Consider the following 19,988-nt stretch of genomic DNA (forward strand, 5'->3'; position numbering starts at 1 on the left):
ACAGAGCCGTCATTCAACAGCTCATCAAGTGTTCGTTTACTTCTGATTGACGATGATTTCATCTGTGAAAATCCATGCGCCTTTCTCGCGAGGGAGTGCCTTCACACGGACATAACGACCTTTGACATCTCCTTTCCACTTGTAAGGATAGACGAGATAGTCCTCTGAAGCCTTAATACCGGGGCGTACTGTGTCAATCGTCTTGAAGTTCTTACCATCCTCTGACACCATCAACTCGATTGTCTCTGGCGTATAGATAACCGATTCATAGAGGTGCATAAAGTCAACACGAACGTCACGTATGTCCGTAACTCTACCCATATCAACTACTACATCCACACCAGTACTGTCGATGAAGCCCTGCCAACGGCCCTCAAGATAGCCCCAGTCACCACGCAAACCATTGGTCAGTGTGTTATCACCTTCGGCACGATACTTCTCTGCATATCGTCCTAAGTAAGTGACAGGCTTACCCAATGCCTCATGCTGTGTCACACTACGGCTTTCGATACGTGAGCCCTTTTCCTTTGAAAGGTCAAAGGCATTATAGCCCGCACGCTTCAGTCGGTCTACATTTACGACTGCTCTCTTGCGGAAGTTGTCGTAACCGGTGCGCTTCTTTGTCCAACCTGTCTCTGCCAAAGCAAACAAACGAGGATAGAGCATATACTCTAAATGGCTTGGCTCAGCGATGAACTCGGTCCATACACACGCCTGAACACCATCCATATATTTCTCAAGATTGCTTCCTTTGTACTCTGCAGGGATTGGCTCATAGTTGTAAGTCTTATCCAAACGAGTATATCCGCCCTGTGCCTTTGGCTGTTCCATCGGATTGTCCTGATACATATTCAGATAATAGAACTGCTGTGGTGCCATCACTACATGGTGCTTACTTGTTGCAGCCTCAATACCTGCTTCGGTTCCACGCCATGACATCACGGCTGCGTTAGGAGCCAACTTACCTTCCATAATCTCATCCCAACCGAGGAGTTTACGACCATTACGGTTCAAGAATTCTTCCATACGATGGGTGAAATGGCTCTGCAACTCGGCTACATCTTTTAAGTGATTCTCCTTCATCACCTTCTGACAATCAGGACAAGTCTTCCATGTGCGGCGCTCTGCCTCGTCTCCTCCGATGTGGATATACTTAGAAGGGAAGAGTTGCATTACCTCTTTCAACACGTTCTCCATGAAGCTATAGGTGGCTTCCTTACCTACACAGAGGTCTGACTGTGTATAAGGTTTACCTGTACATGACAACTCTGGGTAGGCATAAACAACCTCATCACTATGACCAGGCATCTCTATCTCTGGGATTACCTCAATGTGGCGCGCAGCTGCATAGCGTACGATATCCTTGATATCTTCCTGTGTGTAATAGCCACCGTATGCTCCCTGCGTATTCTTATGACAATACTTGCGGTCGTTATCCATCCACCACTTTGTCCAATCAGACTGTGTGCGATAAGAGGCTTCATCGGTCAAACGAGGATATTTCTTCACCTCCATGCGCCATCCACCACCATCGGTGAGGTGCCAGTGGAAGCGGTCGAGTTTGAAATAAGCCATCGCATCAATCTGCTTCTTCAAGAAGTCCTTTGTCCAAAAGTGTCGAGAGCAATCGATCATCAAACCACGATAAGCGAAACGAGGGGCGTCCTTCACCTTTACACAAGCTATCTGGCCATCCTTTTCGAGCTGGCGAACGGTTTGCAAACCATAGAACAAGCCTGTTGGAGTCAGTGCCTGAATAGTGATACCCTTTGGTGTTACCTCCAATTCATAGCCTTGCAGACGTACGCTGTCCATAGCCTGTGCTGCCTGCTGGGCTGTTCCCTTACAAATCAAGCGGAAAATACCCTGCTTAGAAGGATTCTTTGCGTATGCTAATGGATGCTTCAGCACCTCAGAAGTGTACTGATTCAACACCTTAAAATCACTACCTGTAAGATTGGTCACAATCTTTGTACCCTTATTCAGCTTGAATTGACCCTTCAAAAGGCTGATATTCTCAGGTTGTGGGATGATGTTCTGAGCTGCAACAGGCATAGAAACAGCTGCTGCAAACAACAGGAAAACTGCACTCAAAAGAACTTTTTTTCTCATAACGTGAGTATAAATGTCGATTTTATTTTTTTATTATTTGTTTTTACTTAATATCTCTTTCTTCGATGGCTGTAGGCTGTCTATCTTCTTATCTGCGGTCGTTTAATACCTTCCTGATAGTAGACTGCCTTTCAAATTGCCACCTTCTTGTTTCGTGTTAAGCCTCCGCACCAAATGTGCTAAGGCTCCGCACAACTCGTGCTAAGCCTCCGCACAACTTGTCCGAAGCGTTCGGACAAGGATAGAAGACGGCAAACAATGTCTGTTTTTATCATTACATATAATGTAATAAGACATTAAAGACCGTCGGAAGCGTGGGAGGTTTGATGGGTAGTAGTCGTTTACTTTAGATAGAACTTCAATACGCCACCCTTCAAGAGTTCGTCATTCGTAATGCGATAGCGGTTCAAAGGCTTACCACCTAACTCTATCTTCTTAATAATTACAGCCTCGTCATTTGGACGAACCGTCTCTATCACGAGGTTATCTCTGCCCCACTGTGCCTTATCCAAACGGATAGTCACCTTGTCAAAGACTGGCGAGGTGAGCGTGTAAGATGGATCACCCGGACAGTCAGGATAGAAACCTATCATATTAAATACCGCCCAAGCCGACATGGTTCCAGTGTCATCATTACCCGGGATGCCCTCTGGTGCGTTCTTGAAATACTCCTTCAAGAGTCTGCGTGTCTGCACCTGTGTACGCCACTCATCGCCCTTGAAATAAGAGAAGAGGTAAGGATAAGCGATATCAGGCTCATTGGCAGGGTCGTAATAACCCTTGTCGAACACGCTCTGAAGCTTGTTTACAAAGTTTTTCTGTCCTCCCATGAGCTTTGCAAGTCCCATGACATCATGCGGAACATAGAAAGTATAGTTCCAAGCATTGCCTTCATGGAAGCCCGGAGATGGTTCAAAGTTCTCGCCTTGCTTAGGATCGAAAGGCTTATAGAAGGTGCCGTCTGGCATCAATGGGCACAACAAGCCAAACTCCTTACTGAAGTAATGGCGATAACCCAAAGCACGGTTGTGGAACAGGCGGGCATCGTCTTTCTTACCCAATGCCGTAGCCAAACGTGAGAGGGCATTATCGGCAATATAGTATTCGAGTGCGTGAGAAACGGAATTGTCGAACTGCTCGTGCAAAGCTACATATCCCTTCTCCATATATTCGTCATTATCTGGGCGCAGAGGGTTCTCACTTCCCTTTGTCAAAGCCGACTTGCGGAACGCCTCGTAAGCCTTATTGATATCGTAACCACGCAGACCTTTCAACCAAGAATCAGTGATAACAGGGATAGCTGGGTCACCTTCCATCGTGTAGGTTTCACGACTAAAGAGTTCCCACTTTGGCATCCAGCCATGCTCCTCGTACATCCCAATCATCGAACGAATCATATCACGCTGACGATTTGGATAAACCAACGTAAGTAACTGATGCACATTGCGATAGGTATCCCACAGAGAGAAGACCGTATAACGATTGCCCTCCTTCACCGTGCGAATCTCATCACCCTCCATGGCAGGGTACTGTCCGTTGACATCCTGCAGGATATTTGGGTGGATAAGAACGTGATAAAGAGCTGTATAGAAGATGGTGCGCTCTGTCTTTGTACCACCCTCAACGAGGATGCGAGAGAGATCATCATTCCACTTAGCACGCGCCTCAGCACGAATGGCGTCGAAGTTCTTTCCACGCTGTTCGGCATCAAGGTTCTCACGAGCGTTTGCCATACTTACGAATGACACACCCATCTGCACCTCTACCTGCTCATCAGCCTCTGTGTTGAAGTTCATCCATACACCAATATCATCACCAGAGAGTTCCTTGTGATAGGTCTTATAAAGCTTATACTTGCCATTGTCGACATCCCACTCAGCCTCTACGCCTGTCATCGGACGCTGTTTCTTCCAATAGCCAGCCTCTGTAGGCTTCTTGCTGACACGCATCACGAAGTAAATTGGGAATACAGCCTGTGGGTTATAACAGAATGTACCCTGCAGTTTCATACCCTCATACTCCGTATCGCTCACCTTCTTCACCATGGCACCAGACTCATTTGTGAGTCCTTCACCGAGGTTCAGCAAGATATGACTTTCTCCTTTCGGGAATGTGAAACGTGCAACAGAACTGCGAGGAGTAGCTGTTACCTCTGTCTTCACATTATACTTTTTCAGATAATTAGAATAATAACCTGGGTGTGCAACCTCCTTTTCGTATGTACTTCCGTACTCCTTATAGTCTACATTCAGCTTTCCTGTCGTTGGCATAAGCAACAATGAGCCTACCTCTGGACAGCCCACACCACTCAAGTTGACGTGAGAATAACCAGTAAAAAAGACATTATGATATTCGTAAGGAGTTGACCACCAGCGTGCATCCTTGTCATATTTATTCAAATCGGAACCCATTACGTTGAATGGTACGACTGACATCAGTCCGTTAGGGCATACTGCTCCCGGATTGGTTGTACCAAAATTAGATGTTCCGATAAAAGGATTGACAAGGTCAACAGGCTCTTCCCCACCCTTACCAACCGCCTTCAGCGAGAGGAAAGACAAGGAAAGAAGTAGTACTAATAGGAATTTATGATTCATTTGGGTGGTGGATGTTGGATGTTAGGTGGTGATGAATAGTGGGTGATAGGTAGTGGGTGTTAGGTGGTGATGGGTGTTAGGTGGTGGATGGTGGGTGGTGATGAATTGTGATGAAGCTATCATTATTTACTTCTAAGCAATTCATCAACACTCAACACCTATCACCTATCACCTAACAATTCATCAACACCCAACACCCAACACTTAACACCTTATAATATACTATTGTTCTTTGTGAACTCTACGATGTCCTTGATATAGCCAAATGCCATACCAACGACGGTATCAGCTGCGCCATAGTAAACGGCTACACGCTCACCATCCTGCAAAGCAGCACATGGGAAGACAACGTTTGGCACGTCACCCTGCAACTCGTAAGGTGCATTTGGTGCAAGAAGATAAGGACGAGTACGATAGAGAACCTTCTCTGGATTGTCCTTATCAAGGATAGCTGCACCCATTGAATAACGGAAACCATTACAAGTAGTGATTACACCGTGATAGAAGAGCAACCAACCTTCGTCTGTCAAGAAAGGAACCGAACCTGCACCAATCTTTGTACACTGCCATGCACTCTCTGGGAATGGAGTCACCTTCATTACGCAACGATGCTCGCCCCAGTACTTCATGTCAGGGCTAAAGCTGATATAGATGTCACCAAAAGGAGTGTGACCATTGTCACTTGGACGGCTCAACATCGCATACTTTCCATTAATCTTCTCTGGGAAGAGTACGCCATTACGATTGAATGGCAAGAAAGCATTCTCACACTGATAGAACTTCTTGAAGTCGAAGGTGTAAGCAATACCGATTGTTGGTCCGTGATAACCGTTACACCAAGTAATCCAATAACGATCCTCAATCCATGTAACACGTGGGTCGTACTTGTATTCTGACTCAATCATCTCAGTGTTACCAGCCTCAAACTTGATAGGCTCATGATTGATTTCCCAGTTCACACCATCCTTACTGAAACCAGCAAAAATGTTCATCTGCACCGCCTTGTTATCGCAACGGAACACACCAGCGAAGCCATCCTCAAAAGGAACAACAGCACTATTGAAGATACTGTTTGATGTTGGAATATGATAACGATCGATGATTGGGTTCTTTGAATAACGCCACATCACATCCTTGCATCCTTCTGGACGGTCCTCCCAAGGCAGAATATCTTTTAAACTTTTCATTGTAAATATAGTTTTATGCTTTTAGTTTTTATAAATGTCTATACATTATAAGTACAAGCAAAGTTAGCTTTTTACTTCAACAAAAGGTAAGTTTTTACCATTCATTAAATAGGAAAAACACTTCTTAACAAGTGATGTTAAGAATCTGTTATTTAACCAAACAAACATACTAAGAAAATAGCCGTAATTACCGTTTAACCCAGTTCTGCACTTCCAATCCTTCTATACGTGCAAGGTGTTTTACATTCTCTGTTGCCACTGGAATCCCCAACGTAAGTGCCGTAGAGGCAATATAAAGGTCATTATCTTCTATCATTTGTCCCTTTCTTCGCAATACAGCTTTCTGACGACAGAACTCTTCGATACAAACAGAGAAAGGGATTATCTTAAGTTGGTTGAGCAAGTCTTTCAAAAGAGTACGGTTCTTTTCTGGATATGCACTACATTCTGCTCCATAAAGCAACTCAACAATAGAAATCTCAGACACACAACAGTTGCGCCACCCTGTTTCCAAGATGTGTTGCCGTACACTTTCATTCTTACGTAAGAGATGAATTAGAACATTGCTATCAAGCAAAACCTGACCATGTTGGCTCTTACTTTTCATACGCCTTCAAAGCTAATTGGTTCACTTGAACTGGAATTCTGCTTGATGATACCCATCAATTCTTCAGCAGTTTCGTTTCCTTCCCACTTCCCAAAAAACTTATTAAGCATTTCTTCTGTATAGGCTTCGTCAGACATTTCCTTACGTTCTTCCTCGAGTACAGAGTTAGTAAGTTTCACAGCTAAGCCCAACCGAATGTTCTTACTCATCGAACGCAATGCGTTCCAATACATACGTATCGTATTGTTCTCGATGTTTGTCATTATGCCCGCCATAATTATACCTCCTGTTTATATTTTTCTGCAAAAATAATGCAAACGAGAGCAAAGAAAGCTTGCTTTCAATTTGCCGAGTGCAGCTTATTTTCTGCAAATATAACGTTTTCCTATGACAACTCCAAATCTACATCTTGGTTTTCACTTTCTTATTGTAAGTGATTAGGTGAAAAGAGTCTTACACTATTACGCTCACAGCATAAGAGAATAACAGACCTAAATCTAACAATACTTTTATTTCTGTTTGCTGTCATTTTAACATTTAGACAGAAACCCTTGTAAACTAACCTATTACATCTTCATTCAGAGTGACAGAAGTGACAGGAAAATTATTTTTAGCTTAATATTGGCATCTTATTCCATCTTTGAAAACTCTGAGGAGGCAGATAGATTTCTCATATAATATGTACTGATTTTTAAATTCCTTATACGCTGGCAACGATAACCGCACATGAAAAGAAAAATAGTTCTTCCGTTAAATACGTAGACAGGTTAATAGAATGAGTTTAATCCACATACATGATATGATTAGCCTTAATTAAATGGTTTGATAAAGTGGGATAAACTACATGACAACTGTAATTAGGTGTGATGTTTATCTGGCTTCTACAAGCAACTTGTTCCCTTATTAATTGACGTTTGTAAACTATTTTCATGCAATTCAAAACCAAGACATGCTCTTTTGGCTTCTAAAAGACGCCTAATTGACTTGCTATAGGTGCCCTTTTGAAGTCTAACTAACGACCTTTTGAAGTCCAATTAAGCATCTTTTACCTTACCACTTTATAACTAATTGATTTTCTTATGGTTACAAACTTGATTCATATATATATTTTTACCGTTGGTTATAGATATTTTCTTTGAGATTATGTAATGGTTTTTCAAATCCTTATCTGCATATTTTCGAAGTATAAAAAAAATGATTTTCAATATCAGAGGATAATAATAGGATAGATAGTTGACAATCTTAGCAATTTTTTTTGTTTAGCGAGTAACTTTGGTTCTTTCACTAAAGCAATACGAAAAGCGTCCACACATTTAGCAGAAGAACCAAAAATAATTTAAACTTAAAGGGAAATTCACTTGCTTTTTACAAAAAGATTTCGTAAAATTGTACTCGTTTTTGATTTACCTAATAGATAATATAACTATGAATTCGAAGATTAAACTACTACTCATTGCGCTAACCTTGTCGTTATCTGCAAATGCACAGGAAATGAAGGAACAGGATGTTTTTAAGCATACAGCAATCGACACAACGCAGTTGATTGTTTCTTATGACCTAACCGTTAAATATGACCTATCAGGACAGAATAATCCTGACAATGAAAAGGTATATACTTACATCGGACGTAAGGTTTGCCAGAGCTTCGTGGAGAGTGAGCATAATGCCGACCTGCGCATGGCTAAAGCCTTTCTACGTAATGGGAAGCGAGGCTCAAGAGCATCTATGAAACTCGTGGCTAATGTTGGTGAAACCTTTATTGGCTATCCAAAGGGAAAGACAACAGTTATTTACAATATGGACGGAGCGGGCTCTTACCTTTATCAAGAGACTACTCCGAAGATGCAATGGAAGCTTACAACCGAGCATAAAATGCTTTTAGACTACGATTGTACAGCCGCAACCTGTTCTTATCGTGGAAGAAATTATAAGGTATGGTTCACCACCAAGATTCCGCTTTCCTATGGTCCGTGGAAGTTTACAGGACTGCCTGGCTTGGTTATGGAGGCTGAAACCAAAGAGGGAGATTATCACTGGACGGTTACTGGCATAGAAAAGCCTAAGACAGCAACGCCTATCTATTTCCTTGACAGGAACTATGTAAAGACTTCTCGTGAGAACACACGAAAGCAAGAGAGGCTTTTGCTGAAAGATCCTGCAGGCTACCTTGAGAGTTATGGCTACAACTTCACTACGACTAATTTCAATGGACAAGTTGTGAAACTAACGCTCTTTACATTCGACAATCCTTTGGAACGAGAATGATAAGACGCCTACTTATCTTACTATCGTTTATCGGCTTATTGTCTATAAACAGTATGGCTCAGAACAGTCAGGGAGACTCTCTGACTATTACTGGGCGTGTGGTTGATAATAAACATCAACCTATGGATGGCTGTATTCTTATAATCATACAAGAAAAGGATTCTTCCATTCTTGCCAGTAGCGTGACCAATGAAGACGGCAGATACGCTATCAGCTACCCACGAACAAATGACAATCTTCTTTTAAGCCTGACTGGATTCAATATAAAACGGCAGATAAAGCGGATAACTCCAACGAGTCAGACCGTTAACTTCAACACCACCTACGAGAGTATAACACTGAAAGAAGTGGAGATAAAGGCAAGAAAGCTATGGGGAAGTAGGGACACACTGAACTACTTGGTCTCTGCCTATATGAAAGGACAGGACAGAACCATCGGTGATATTCTCAAACAGCTGCCAGGTATCACATTAGAAGGTGGCATGGTGAAGTATCAAGGTGTACCTATCAACCATTTCTACATTGAGAACATGGATATGTTTGCGGGCAAGTATAGCATCGCAACGAATGGTATTAAGGCTGAAGATGTCAGTACGGTGCAGGTGATGGAAAACCATGAACACATCAAGGCATTGCAGGATCAGATACCACCTGAATCGGCAGCTATCAACTTAAGGCTAAAGAAGAAGGCAAAGGGCAGATGGCTAAAGACCATAGACTTAGGGGTAGGCTTCGATTCTAACGGCTTATTGAGAGAGGTCAATGCTGCCCTTATGTACTTTGCGCAAAGACAACAGCACGTTTTCTATTACGAAACAGATAATAACGGTTCAAGCGTCGATTGGTTTAAATCATACTATGGTGGGAGTAATATCGGAGTTTCTCGCCTTACATCCATCATCTTTCCGGGGTCGTCTCCTATAGGTAAGAGTCTACGTAACAATCAGCATAACCTATGTTTCAGTAATCTCAACAAACTAAGCGAAACGGCGGAAATAAAGTATAACATAACTTACAGGCACGATATCCAACGTCAAAGTAGCTATTCGCAAACCACTTATCTGCTCCCCGATGCAAGTACTCGTTTGATGACCGAAGACATTTCTGCACGTAATACGACGAACGCTGCCACAATGCAGTTGCATTTTGAGAACAACGGCAGTAAGACTTATCTTAAAAACACACTTGACTTAGCAGGAAACTGGAGCGACGACAATGGACTGGCTTTGTCAAACAATGCACGTATTCAGCAACATGCCTTTAACAGAAACTTAGGACTGAACAATCACACGGAGTGGATTCAGCGTACAACCAATGGTGGAGGTTTTAAGCTAAAGACAACCAACTTTGTACAGACAAATCCACAAGCTCTCACCATTGAAGGGGATATGCAGGTAAGACAAGATGCGAGACTCTCAAACATGGGAAGTTACAACAGTCTCACTTTGATAAGAAACATCCGAAAACACAACTGGTCCCTTGCGCCTTCCGCAGAACTGAATATTGAATATGTGGGACTGAAAAGTTTATTAAACGATACAGCTGTGACGATGGCGACGAGCGGAGACATGGGTTACTTGCAGATGAAAAGCAACTTGGGAGCCAACCTACAATATGTCAAAAATACGTTCCGTCTATCGTTCAATCTGCCTTTATCTTTTAACTACACAAAGGTAGATAACGAACCAATAGCTAACGAGACGACGAAAGGAAAGCGCACAACCCTACTCTTCTCGCCATCTTTTACAATGCTTTGGAAAGCAACGGACAATTGGACGCTTTCTGCAGGAGGAAGTTATGGAATGTTTCCTACGAGTTGGAGAAGTCTGTTCACTGCTTATCTGATGAGCAACTATAGGACACTGAACCGCTACAAGATGAATCTATCGGAAAACAAATCGGCATCTATACATGGGAAGATACACTACAAGAATATCCCGCATCAATTCTTTGCCTATCTCTCTGGGGCGGTTAGTCGCTCATGGAGTGACATGATTTATGGTACGACAATAGACCAAAATGCGCATACATTGCTGCAAGCTGAATATGCTCCGAACCACCAAAACAACTTCTCTATGACGGCAAATGTACGAAAGGAGATTGCTTGGCACGACATGAGTATCGGGGCAACAGCTGATTATTCGACTAACACAAGCAAGATACTCCGCCAGTCTGTCATCACCGACTATCAGTATAATAGTTTCATCATCTCTGCTAATCTTACCTTTAATCTTTTAAAGAATACCCGACTAACAGAGAACTGTCGATGGGCAATCTCTCAATCAAAGTCGGGTAACTACAAGAATATTATTCGCAACTTTAGCAATGAGGTTGCGCTCTCCATGGCTTTTATCCCTGACAGACTGATACTTAACACTAACCTACAATACACGCATAACAGTGGTTTTACGGATAAAAAGGATTACACCTTTATGAATCTTAGTATCACCTTTAAAACAAAAAAGAAGATACAATTCGTTCTTAACTTCGATAATATCTTCAATACAAAAACCTTTATCTATCGTTCTAACAGCAATCTTTCCGAAAGCTACACCCTCTACCAGCTTCGTCCAAGAAGTGTGATGCTCACTACCCACTTTGCTTTATAACAGAAAAAGCAATCGTGTCCGTCCCTATCTTGACAAGAATGAGAGCATACGATCAACCTCGAATATTGATTTTTCTCTATTAAATCGCCCTACTTATTTCCTAATATTATATCCAAAAAGGGATATATCTCTGCTTCGTTCTCGTATGGATAAACCTTAAAATAGGCGTTGCCATTCAGCATAGCGGAGATATTGGCTTTGCGCTTGTCATAGAAGATATGGACAGGGATATTACGAGCCTCAGCGTATGCTAATTCATAACCAACGCCATGAGAGGGGTTCGTACATTCTGCTATCAGCACATCGGATGACCTAAGCCATTCTGTATCACGCTCATAAATATGCACATCATCTTCTTTTGTTCTCGCTTTTACGTTCAAACTTCCTAAACCGATATGCTCCGTCAACACTGTATCAGTCCTGTTGATATAGTCTATAATCCGCTTATACACAGCCGCATCCTCCCTACCACCACGGATAGAACCTGCAAAATAAACCTTCTTCTCCATAAAACAATGCTTTCGTTGATAAAACATACTTGAGTAATACTCGCCCACAAAGATAACACTTTATAGTGAGAAACAGATGACTTAGATAGCTAATAAACTTTCTTTCTATCCTTCTAACGATACAAAAAGGCTATCCTTTTGCAAGCTATAAAAGGCGGAGTGTTGAACGAAAAATGTTTACATAAAATCTTGTAAAACACCTAAAACAAAGGTAGAAAACACGTATAAGGAGGAGGTCTGCAACAGTCAGGAATTCAATTAGTTACAAAGACGATACCAAAAAGGTGCTTAATTGGACTCCAAAAGGGCGTTAGTAAGGGGCTTAAAGGGCATCTTTTGCAAACCAAAAGGGCGTTAATTGAAAGGTAATTTACGCCCTTGCGATTTTCGATGTTAGAATTATCTTTACAAGACAGAATGACATAATGAACAAATAATGACAGAATAATTAAAAGAGACAGAAGGATGGAAGAAGACAGAATGACAAAATGAACAAAAAGGACAAAAGAGACAGAATGACAAAAAAGACAGAATAATAAGAAAACGGAAGGACAGAAACAGAAGGGCAGAAGGAGATTTATTATGTATACATGATTTTATTATAATTGAGAATTGATTGTAATGTAGAGATTTATTCTAATTATGCAACAAGTTGTTGCATGATTGACCTTAATACTAATGTTAGCTATGAAATAAGAGAATCAATGGTTTTAACTACTTCTAATCTTCTTTCATTTTTGCATATTTCAATTTTGCTGTCACTGCTATCACTTAAAGGCACAAGCTAACTCGTTAGATTACAGAGGGAATGATTGAAATGTTAAAAGTGACAGCAAATCAAAACAAAACTTATATTGTGAGAAGTGTAATAGTTTCTCTTGTTAGAAAATAGTTATCACTCCCTATATAGGAAGAAGCGAATATAAACACACGCATCCGATATTTATACAGATTACTTTTGGCAGTTTGATAAGAAAGTATTACTTTTGCATCGGTTTTCAAAATGGAAACTAAGGGGTGCTTGCCTGTTTGGGCTTGCTGAGATTATACCCATTGACCTGATACGGATAATGCCGTCGTAGGAAGATTTCCCCTTATACTTTTTTCTTAAATCATCAATCTGGGATATGAAAAGAATTATCCTGTTTACTGCTGCACTGACGTGCGTGGCAGCTATAAAGGCGCAAACAGTGACGGACACGCTGAGACAACAGCAGCTTGACGAGGTCGTTGTGGCAGGTGTACGTGCGCCAAAGAGTGCTCCATACGCTGTTTCTAATATCAAAAAAACGGAACTTGAGGCATTCTCTAAGAGTGGACGTGAGTTACCATTCCTCCTCTCACAGACGCCGGGCGTATTGGCTTGGGGCGAGAATGGACTTGGAACGGGTACGGCAGCTATGCGCATTCGTGGTGCTGCGGGCAGTAGAATCAACATCACCTTAGACGGTGTTGCACTTAATTCGCCTGAGGATCAGACGGTGTTTTGGGCAAATATGAACTCTTACGCATCGCTGATGAATAGTGTACAGATACAGCGTGGTATCGGTACATCAACCAATGGTGACGGTGCTTTCGGTGGTTCGGTGTCGTTGGCAACGAGTGCACCAAGCACGAAGCCGAGTGTTGAGGTGAGTGGCTCATACGGCTCATACAATACGTATAACGCAGGTGTGAAGTTCTCTACAGGTCTGCTCTTTAATCATCTTGTCTTCGATGGAGCCTATCATGAGACCGCAACAGACGGATATGTTCACGGAACAAGTGGGCGTTCGGGTTCTTATTATGGTGGTCTTACATGGTTGGGGGATAACTTCCGCATCAGCTATAAGAACATCGGTAACTTTGAAAAGACTGGACAAGCATGGAACGGTGTCGTTACGGGTAGTAATGACTTGAGTCTGATGGATGGTACCTACGGTGCTAAGACTGGCATCACAACCTATAAAGATATGTATGAAAGGGGATTAGGTAAGTTCAACCAACTCTATGAATACTTGCAGACTGATGCTAACGGAGCCTTCGTTAAGGATGCAAACGGCAACTACCAGACAGCACGTTACACGATGCGTGACGGCTCTTTCTGGAACAAAACAACAGATAATTTCTATCAAAATCATAACCTCTTGTCGTTTGCTTTCCACCCTTCCAATCATTGGAGTCATAACGTAACCCTGAATTACACCTATGGTTACGGCTATTACAGTGAATTTAAGCATAACACAAAGTTTGAGAAGTTCGGTTTGGCATTCACCGATAGCAAGGGTAAGTTTATCAAGAAATCTGACTTCGTACGCTTGAAAGGTTTGTCACAGCACACCTACGGCATTGTTTACACCAGCAATTACAAGGACGAGAGTTGGGATGTGACAGGCGGACTGAACCTGCAGCAGTTCCGTGGCAGTCACTTCGGCTACCTTACTTATATAAAGAATGAGGAGGCAGATGCGAAGTATCGTGCTGGTGGCAATGATTATAAGTATTATGACTCTAAGGCACATAAGTATGATTACAGCGGATTCTTCAAGGCAAAATACAACTTTGCAGACTATTGGAATGTATTTATGGACCTGCAGATCCGTCATGTGGAGTATATGACCGATGGTCAGAACGACCGTTTCTATAAGGTCGGCAGTGGCTATCAGAACCAGCTCTTAGACGTCAACGAGCGCTATGACTTCGTTAATCCGAAAGCAGGAATCAGCTATTATCGTGGTGGTCACAAGGCTTATGCATCTATTGCGCATGCCAGTCGTGAGCCAGAACGTAATAACTTCACCAACAACGGTAGTTATCCTGCACCATCGCCAGAGCGTATGGTGGATATCGAAATGGGCTATCAATACAATGGTCGCAATTGGAGAGCAGGGGTGAACCTCTATTATATGAACTATAACAACCAGTTTGTACAGACTGGTGCGCAGAGTGATATCGGTGCGAACCTGACAACGAACATCAAGGACAGCTATCGTATGGGAGCTGAGTTGGAGGCAGGATGGAGCCCATTGTCATGGTTGACCGTTGAGGGTAACGCTGCTTTGAGCCGTAATATCATCAAGGACTTTGACGAGATGGCAAGTGTAGATTGGGAGGCTTCTTTCCGTAAGATTCATTACAACCACTCCACTTTGGCATTCTCACCATCAGCTATCCTCAATGGTATGCTCAATCTCCATTATAAAGGTTTTGAGGCTGTGTGGCATACAAACTTCGTCAGTCGTCAATATCTCGACAATACCGAGAATATGACACGTTCGTTGCCATGCTATTCACAGACGAATATCAACCTCAGCTATACCCTTCGTCCAAGCAAACACATTGCAGGTTTGAAGGAAGCTGTCTTCGGTGTGAACCTCAACAACATCTTCAATCGCCATTATGCTGCCAGCGGATGGGTGTATAGTTCCATCCTCGACCACGACGGTCATCCTAACGAGAACCGTTACACGCAGATTGGTTTTATCCCAATGGCAGGGTTTAATGTGATGGGAAGTGTTGCGTTGAAGTTTTAAACAGAAAGCAGCGACCAAGCAACACCAACTGGCCCCTCCCCCAAAGGGAGGGGCGTGAAATGTACTGTTTGCTTGTAGATTGCTTATAAGAAAAGGGTCAACTCCCAAGCAGGACAACTGGTCTACACGCAAGCTTATCTACTTGTAAACTTATGCAATAAATACAAGGGAAATACACTGTATGCTTTGCAAGAAGAGCCAACTTCCAAGCAGGACAAATTGTTTACACGCAAGCTTGTCTACTTGTAAACTCATCTACTAATCACAAGGGGTATCACACATTCTACGCCCCTCCCTTTGGGGGAGGGGATGGGGGAGGGGCCACTTGGTGGTGCTACGCTATCTTATTTTAAATTATGACATTAGACATGCTGGGCTGCATCGTCGGCCTAATTTACATCTATCAAGAATACAAAGCGAGTATATGGCTTTGGTTGACGGGGATTATTATGCCTGTCATCTATATGTTTGTCTATTACGAGGCAGGACTGTATGCGGACTTTGGAATGCAGATATATTATACCTTAGCAGCCATCTATGGCTTTTTGTATTGGAAGTTCGGAAGGAAGAAAGGGGCGGAGGAGATTCCTATCACACACTATCCTCGACAGTTGATACTCCCTTCATTGGTTACCTTCCTCCTTCTCTGGGCTGCACTTTATATCATCCTCATCAAGTTCACGAACTCTACCGTACCGGTATTAGATAGCTTCGGCAATGCACTCAGCTTCATCGGACTGTGGGCGTTAGCAAAGAAATACATCGAACAGTGGTGGATATGGATTGTTGTCGATATCGAATTGGCAGGACTTTATGTATATAAAGAGATTCCTTTCACCGCAGGACTCTATGCCTTCTATGCCGTTATCGCTGTGGCTGGATATTTTAAGTGGAGGAGGAGCCTCCCCCAACCCCTCCGAAAGGAGGGGAGTGCAAATAGGGAAGACCTCCCCTAACTATTAGAAGAAAAAGATATCTATCGGGACAAAGACCTCCCCTAACCCCTCCAAAGGAGGGGGATGCCTAACGGGATAAAGGCTTCCCAAAGCTCCCCAAATTATATTGATAGGTTGAAGAATGAAGTTACAGCAATAAATAAAACAAATACAAAGTATCTCGAAAGGGAGAAAGATTAGAATAAGAATAGCAAGATAAATGATTATCAATAACAAAGAGAATAATAAGGACGGACAACAACAACACATTACCAACGAACACCCCGTTAGGCTTTCCCCTCCTTTGGAGGTGTTAGGGGAGGTCTCTTCGATTAGGCACTCCCCTCCTTTCGGAGGGGTTGGGGGAGGCTTTAGTGCCGTCATCCTTGCTGCTGGCGACTTCCCAACCCACGTCCTACCCCTTCACATCCTACGTACTGCGGAAAATCTGATTGTTTGTGATGGTGCTTTGGAGGATTTATTGGAATATGATATAGAGCCAACAGCAGTGGTGGGCGATGGCGACTCACTTTCAGAAGAGTTCAAACAACGCTATGCACACATCTATCATCCGATTTCGGAGCAAGAGTTTAACGACCTCACCAAGGCTACCCTCTTTGCTCGTTCACATCTAAAGATGGACGCATCTACACATACTCGTCCTCGCTTCTGCTATCTCGGAGCAACGGGAAAGCGTGAGGATCATACTTTGGGCAACATCTCTCTCATGCTCTATTACTATCGTCAGTTGGCTATCGACCCAGTGATGGTAACCGACTATGGATATTTTGTTGCAGCATCGGGTACAATGCGTTTTGAATCATTCCCTGGACAGCAAGTCAGTATCTTCAATACTACCTGCAAGGAGCTAAGTAGTAACGGACTGAAATGGGATATCTATCCATTCAGCGAGCTATGGCAGGGAACACTGAACGAAGCCTTATCGAATGAATTTACAATCCAAGCGGATGGTGATTACTTAATTTACCGTACGCATAAAATATAACAAACCTTTTCTACAAATCAAAATGCCATATCTTCATCTCCGTAGGGAGATGTCGATATGGCTTTATTTAGATTCTTCCGTTAAATGGCGTAGATTGTTAATAGAATAAAATCAATCCACAGACATGGAATGATTATCCCTAATTAGATGGTTTTACAAAGGGAGAGTAAACTACTTGATAAATGTAATTAGGTGTGATGTCTATCTGTCTTCTACAAACAACTAATTCCTACATAATTGATTTTTGTAAGCTATTTTCATACAGTTCAAACACAATACATGCTCTTTTAGCTTTTCTGAGTTTGTAGCAAGTCTCTTCCCCAAAAATAGCATATCAGCTTATTTTTGAAGAAGCTTTTATAGACGCTCACATCAAGTGTCCCTCCCGCTTTATAAATACTAACTGTACTTGCATATGGTGAGGTATAAGAGAAATTAACCCAAGTTTAACCGGCAAAATTATTTTTCATAAATTTTCGGGATGTTTTGTGTAGTATCAATTTGATAAATGATTGATAATCAAGTATAGGGTATTGTAACGAGGAGTAAAATCTGATTTGTAGGACACAGCCATATCAAAAATATTTTGTTACTTTGCACTCATGCACGCAAATGTACAGACACGAATCAACCCTGCCACAGGGGACATGGCTCCTTATTATCGCATCAAGGAGTCATATCGTGACGTGCAGGGTCATGTACATTCGCTAATTCTGTTGAACATCGGGTTCGAACCTTCACTTACTGCTGTACAGGTTCGAAAAATTGCATATGCTCTTACCGAACGCTTCAAAAACAGAAGTACACCCTCGCTTCTCAAAGAACACCTTGAGGGTCTTACTCCTATTGAACAGGCAAAGGCTGACGAATGGTGGATCCGTATGGAGAAAGAAGGTGGAATCGATCGGTTTAATAAGGAAGAGCAGAAGTCGCTGAGAAAATATGAGAACTACATAGACCTTGAGACGGCAAACTATACTGACGCAAGGAATGTTGGTGCAGAGTGGCTCTGCAAGCAGACGATAGACAAGCTGCAGTTAGAGGGTTTTCTGCGCAAAAACGGCTGGACGGAGAATGCAATACACACGGCTTTGTCAGCATTGATTGTTCGCACGGTATATGCTGTTTCTGAACGTTCATCTTATTATTATTTGCGCGATAACTCGGCTGCTGGCGAACTTTACAATGGAGTTCCTGACTGGACACCAGGAATCAATTCTCTGTATAATATCACTGACAAGTTATATGAACTAAAGGAACAGTTAGAGCGTCATTTGTGCAGCGTTACTGACGACCTCTTTAATATAGACAACAAGTTGATGCTCTTCGACTTAACCAACTTCTATTTCGAGGGTAGTAAGCGTAATAGCGATAAAGCCAAGTTCGGTCGTTCAAAAGAAAAACGCTCTGACTGTAAGCTACTTGTACTTGCATTATGTATCAATCAAGAAGGTTTTATACGTTATTCTTCTATCTTAGAGGGTAATACAGCAGATCCCAAGTCTCTACCCAATATGATTGATACGCTGGCAAAGAAGAATCCATCAAGAACAAAGGATACGCTTGTTGTCATGGATGCAGGTGTTGCCACGGAAGAGAACTTGGAGCTAATAAAGAAAAAGGGTTACAATTATCTCTGCGTATCCCGTACGAAAATGAAAGACTATACGCTCAGTGATGATAACAAGAGTGTTACGGTAATGGATGCCCGTCGGCAAAAGGTAACGCTGAAAGAGGTTAAGACAGAGGATGATAAGGATTATTATCTCGAAATAACATCTCCTTCGAAAGCTATGACAGAGTCATCCATGAACAGGGTTTGGAAAGAGCGTTTTGAGATGGAACTGCAGAGGATAAACGATGGAATCTCCAAGAAAGGTGGAACAAAAACCTATGAAAAGGTTGTTGAACGTACAGGACGTGCCATACAGAAGTACCCTTCTATAGCGAAGTTCTACCAGATAAGCTACATAAAAGATGAGAAGAAACTCAAGGAGATGCTGCGTGTAGACTGGGAGATAAAAGACCTCTCGGCAATGGAATCTGGTCACGGAGTCTATTTCCTCCGCAGCAATGTCAGGACACTTTCTGAGCGTGTGACATGGGAATACTACAATCTCATTCGTGAGATAGAATGCACGAACAGGCAACTAAAGAATGACCTCAACCTCCGTCCTATCTATCATCAGAAAGATGAGCGAAGCGACGCACACCTCTTCTTCGGTTTATTAGCCTACTGGGTGGTAAACACTATCCGTTGTCAATTAAAACGAGAAGGAGAATCCTGTTACTGGACCGAGATAGTACGACGTATGAGTACCCAAAAGCTCGTCACCACAAAAGGGAAGAATCCATTAGGTGAGAACACCGAGATGCGCCAATGTAGTAGTCCTTCAAAGCAAGCAAAACAGATATACGATAAGTTGAACTTAAAACACTCACCATTCAAAAAGAATAAAATTTGTAGGACACAGAGCCCATAAGAAAAACGAGGAAAGTACGGTGACAGTAACAATTAGGCGAAGGTGGGTATTAAACTTGGGTTAAACTTATGATTTCGTTAATTTATTTGGTTATTATAGGGCTTCCTTTGGCAAAATAAGTACATTTTATAATGCTTACGGTTTAAAACTGAAAACCAAGCCCATG

The 19,988-nt window shown here is 42.4% G+C and carries 12 protein-coding genes and 1 riboswitch; of the genes, 6 read left to right on the plus strand and 6 right to left on the minus strand.

All coding sequences use genetic code 11. The features are described from left to right. Positions 1 to 36 precede the first annotated feature (36 nt). From FIU21_RS03110 to FIU21_RS03130, 5 genes are all read right to left on the minus strand, one after another. Positions 37 to 2,112: a glycoside hydrolase family 20 protein gene (locus tag FIU21_RS03110; protein ID WP_004359260.1), complete on the minus strand. Its 2,076-nt coding sequence runs from the start codon at positions 2,110 to 2,112 to the stop codon at positions 37 to 39. A 341-nt stretch (positions 2,113 to 2,453) separates the two neighbouring features. Beyond that, complete coding sequence (locus tag FIU21_RS03115; protein ID WP_172891297.1) at positions 2,454 to 4,709, minus strand: GH92 family glycosyl hydrolase; 2,256 nt, start codon at positions 4,707 to 4,709, stop codon at positions 2,454 to 2,456. Between the two features lie 212 nt (positions 4,710 to 4,921). After that, positions 4,922 to 5,896, minus strand: a complete 975-nt coding sequence (locus tag FIU21_RS03120) for a glycoside hydrolase family 130 protein (protein WP_004359255.1) — start codon at positions 5,894 to 5,896, stop codon at positions 4,922 to 4,924. Between the two features lie 187 nt (positions 5,897 to 6,083). Continuing rightward, positions 6,084 to 6,503 carry a type II toxin-antitoxin system VapC family toxin gene (locus FIU21_RS03125; RefSeq protein ID WP_004359252.1) on the minus strand — a complete coding sequence of 140 codons (420 nt, stop codon included), beginning with the start codon at positions 6,501 to 6,503 and terminating at the stop codon, positions 6,084 to 6,086. Continuing rightward, the gene (locus FIU21_RS03130) at positions 6,500 to 6,778 is read right to left on the minus strand and encodes a hypothetical protein (RefSeq protein ID WP_004359250.1); all 279 of its coding nucleotides are present in this window, start codon (positions 6,776 to 6,778) and stop codon (positions 6,500 to 6,502) included. The genes FIU21_RS03125 and FIU21_RS03130 overlap by 4 nt, the downstream gene beginning before the upstream one ends. A 1,150-nt stretch (positions 6,779 to 7,928) precedes the next feature. On the opposite strand from FIU21_RS03130, the gene FIU21_RS03135 reads away from it, so the two are divergent. Both FIU21_RS03135 and FIU21_RS03140 read left to right on the plus strand, forming a co-directional pair. Further along, complete coding sequence (locus FIU21_RS03135) at positions 7,929 to 8,768, plus strand: GLPGLI family protein (protein WP_004359248.1); 840 nt, start codon at positions 7,929 to 7,931, stop codon at positions 8,766 to 8,768. Between the two features lie 53 nt (positions 8,769 to 8,821). After that, on the plus strand, positions 8,822 to 11,377 hold the full coding sequence (locus FIU21_RS03140; RefSeq protein WP_004359246.1) for a TonB-dependent receptor: 2,556 nt from the start codon (positions 8,822 to 8,824) through the stop codon (positions 11,375 to 11,377). Positions 11,378 to 11,466: 89 nt separating this feature from the next. On the opposite strand, the gene FIU21_RS03145 is transcribed toward FIU21_RS03140, so the two are convergent. Then, positions 11,467 to 11,886 (minus strand): nucleoside 2-deoxyribosyltransferase, encoded by a 420-nt coding sequence (locus tag FIU21_RS03145; RefSeq protein ID WP_036885816.1) that lies wholly within the window; start codon positions 11,884 to 11,886, stop codon positions 11,467 to 11,469. A 1,003-nt stretch (positions 11,887 to 12,889) separates the two neighbouring features. Further along, positions 12,890 to 12,988: riboswitch (TPP riboswitch) on the plus strand. A 25-nt stretch (positions 12,989 to 13,013) separates the two neighbouring features. Between FIU21_RS03145 and FIU21_RS03150 the strand changes: the two genes are divergently transcribed. From FIU21_RS03150 to FIU21_RS03165, 4 genes are all read left to right on the plus strand, one after another. After that, positions 13,014 to 15,398 carry a TonB-dependent receptor gene (locus FIU21_RS03150; RefSeq protein ID WP_036885814.1) on the plus strand — a complete coding sequence of 795 codons (2,385 nt, stop codon included), beginning with the start codon at positions 13,014 to 13,016 and terminating at the stop codon, positions 15,396 to 15,398. A gap of 356 nt (positions 15,399 to 15,754) precedes the next feature. Continuing rightward, the gene (gene pnuC / locus FIU21_RS03155; protein WP_004359239.1) at positions 15,755 to 16,354 is read left to right on the plus strand and encodes a nicotinamide riboside transporter PnuC; all 600 of its coding nucleotides are present in this window, start codon (positions 15,755 to 15,757) and stop codon (positions 16,352 to 16,354) included. Between the two features lie 199 nt (positions 16,355 to 16,553). After that, a complete protein-coding gene (locus tag FIU21_RS03160; RefSeq protein WP_036885813.1) occupies positions 16,554 to 17,339 on the plus strand; it encodes a thiamine diphosphokinase in 786 nt (261 codons plus the stop codon). 602 nt (positions 17,340 to 17,941) lie between these two features. Beyond that, positions 17,942 to 19,822 carry an IS1634 family transposase gene (locus FIU21_RS03165; protein WP_172891298.1) on the plus strand — a complete coding sequence of 627 codons (1,881 nt, stop codon included), beginning with the start codon at positions 17,942 to 17,944 and terminating at the stop codon, positions 19,820 to 19,822. The last annotated feature ends 166 nt before the right edge of the window (positions 19,823 to 19,988 follow it).

The sequence above is a fragment of the Prevotella melaninogenica genome, assembly GCF_013267595.1.
In the GTDB taxonomy this organism is placed as follows: Bacteria; Bacteroidota; Bacteroidia; order Bacteroidales; family Bacteroidaceae; genus Prevotella; species Prevotella melaninogenica_D.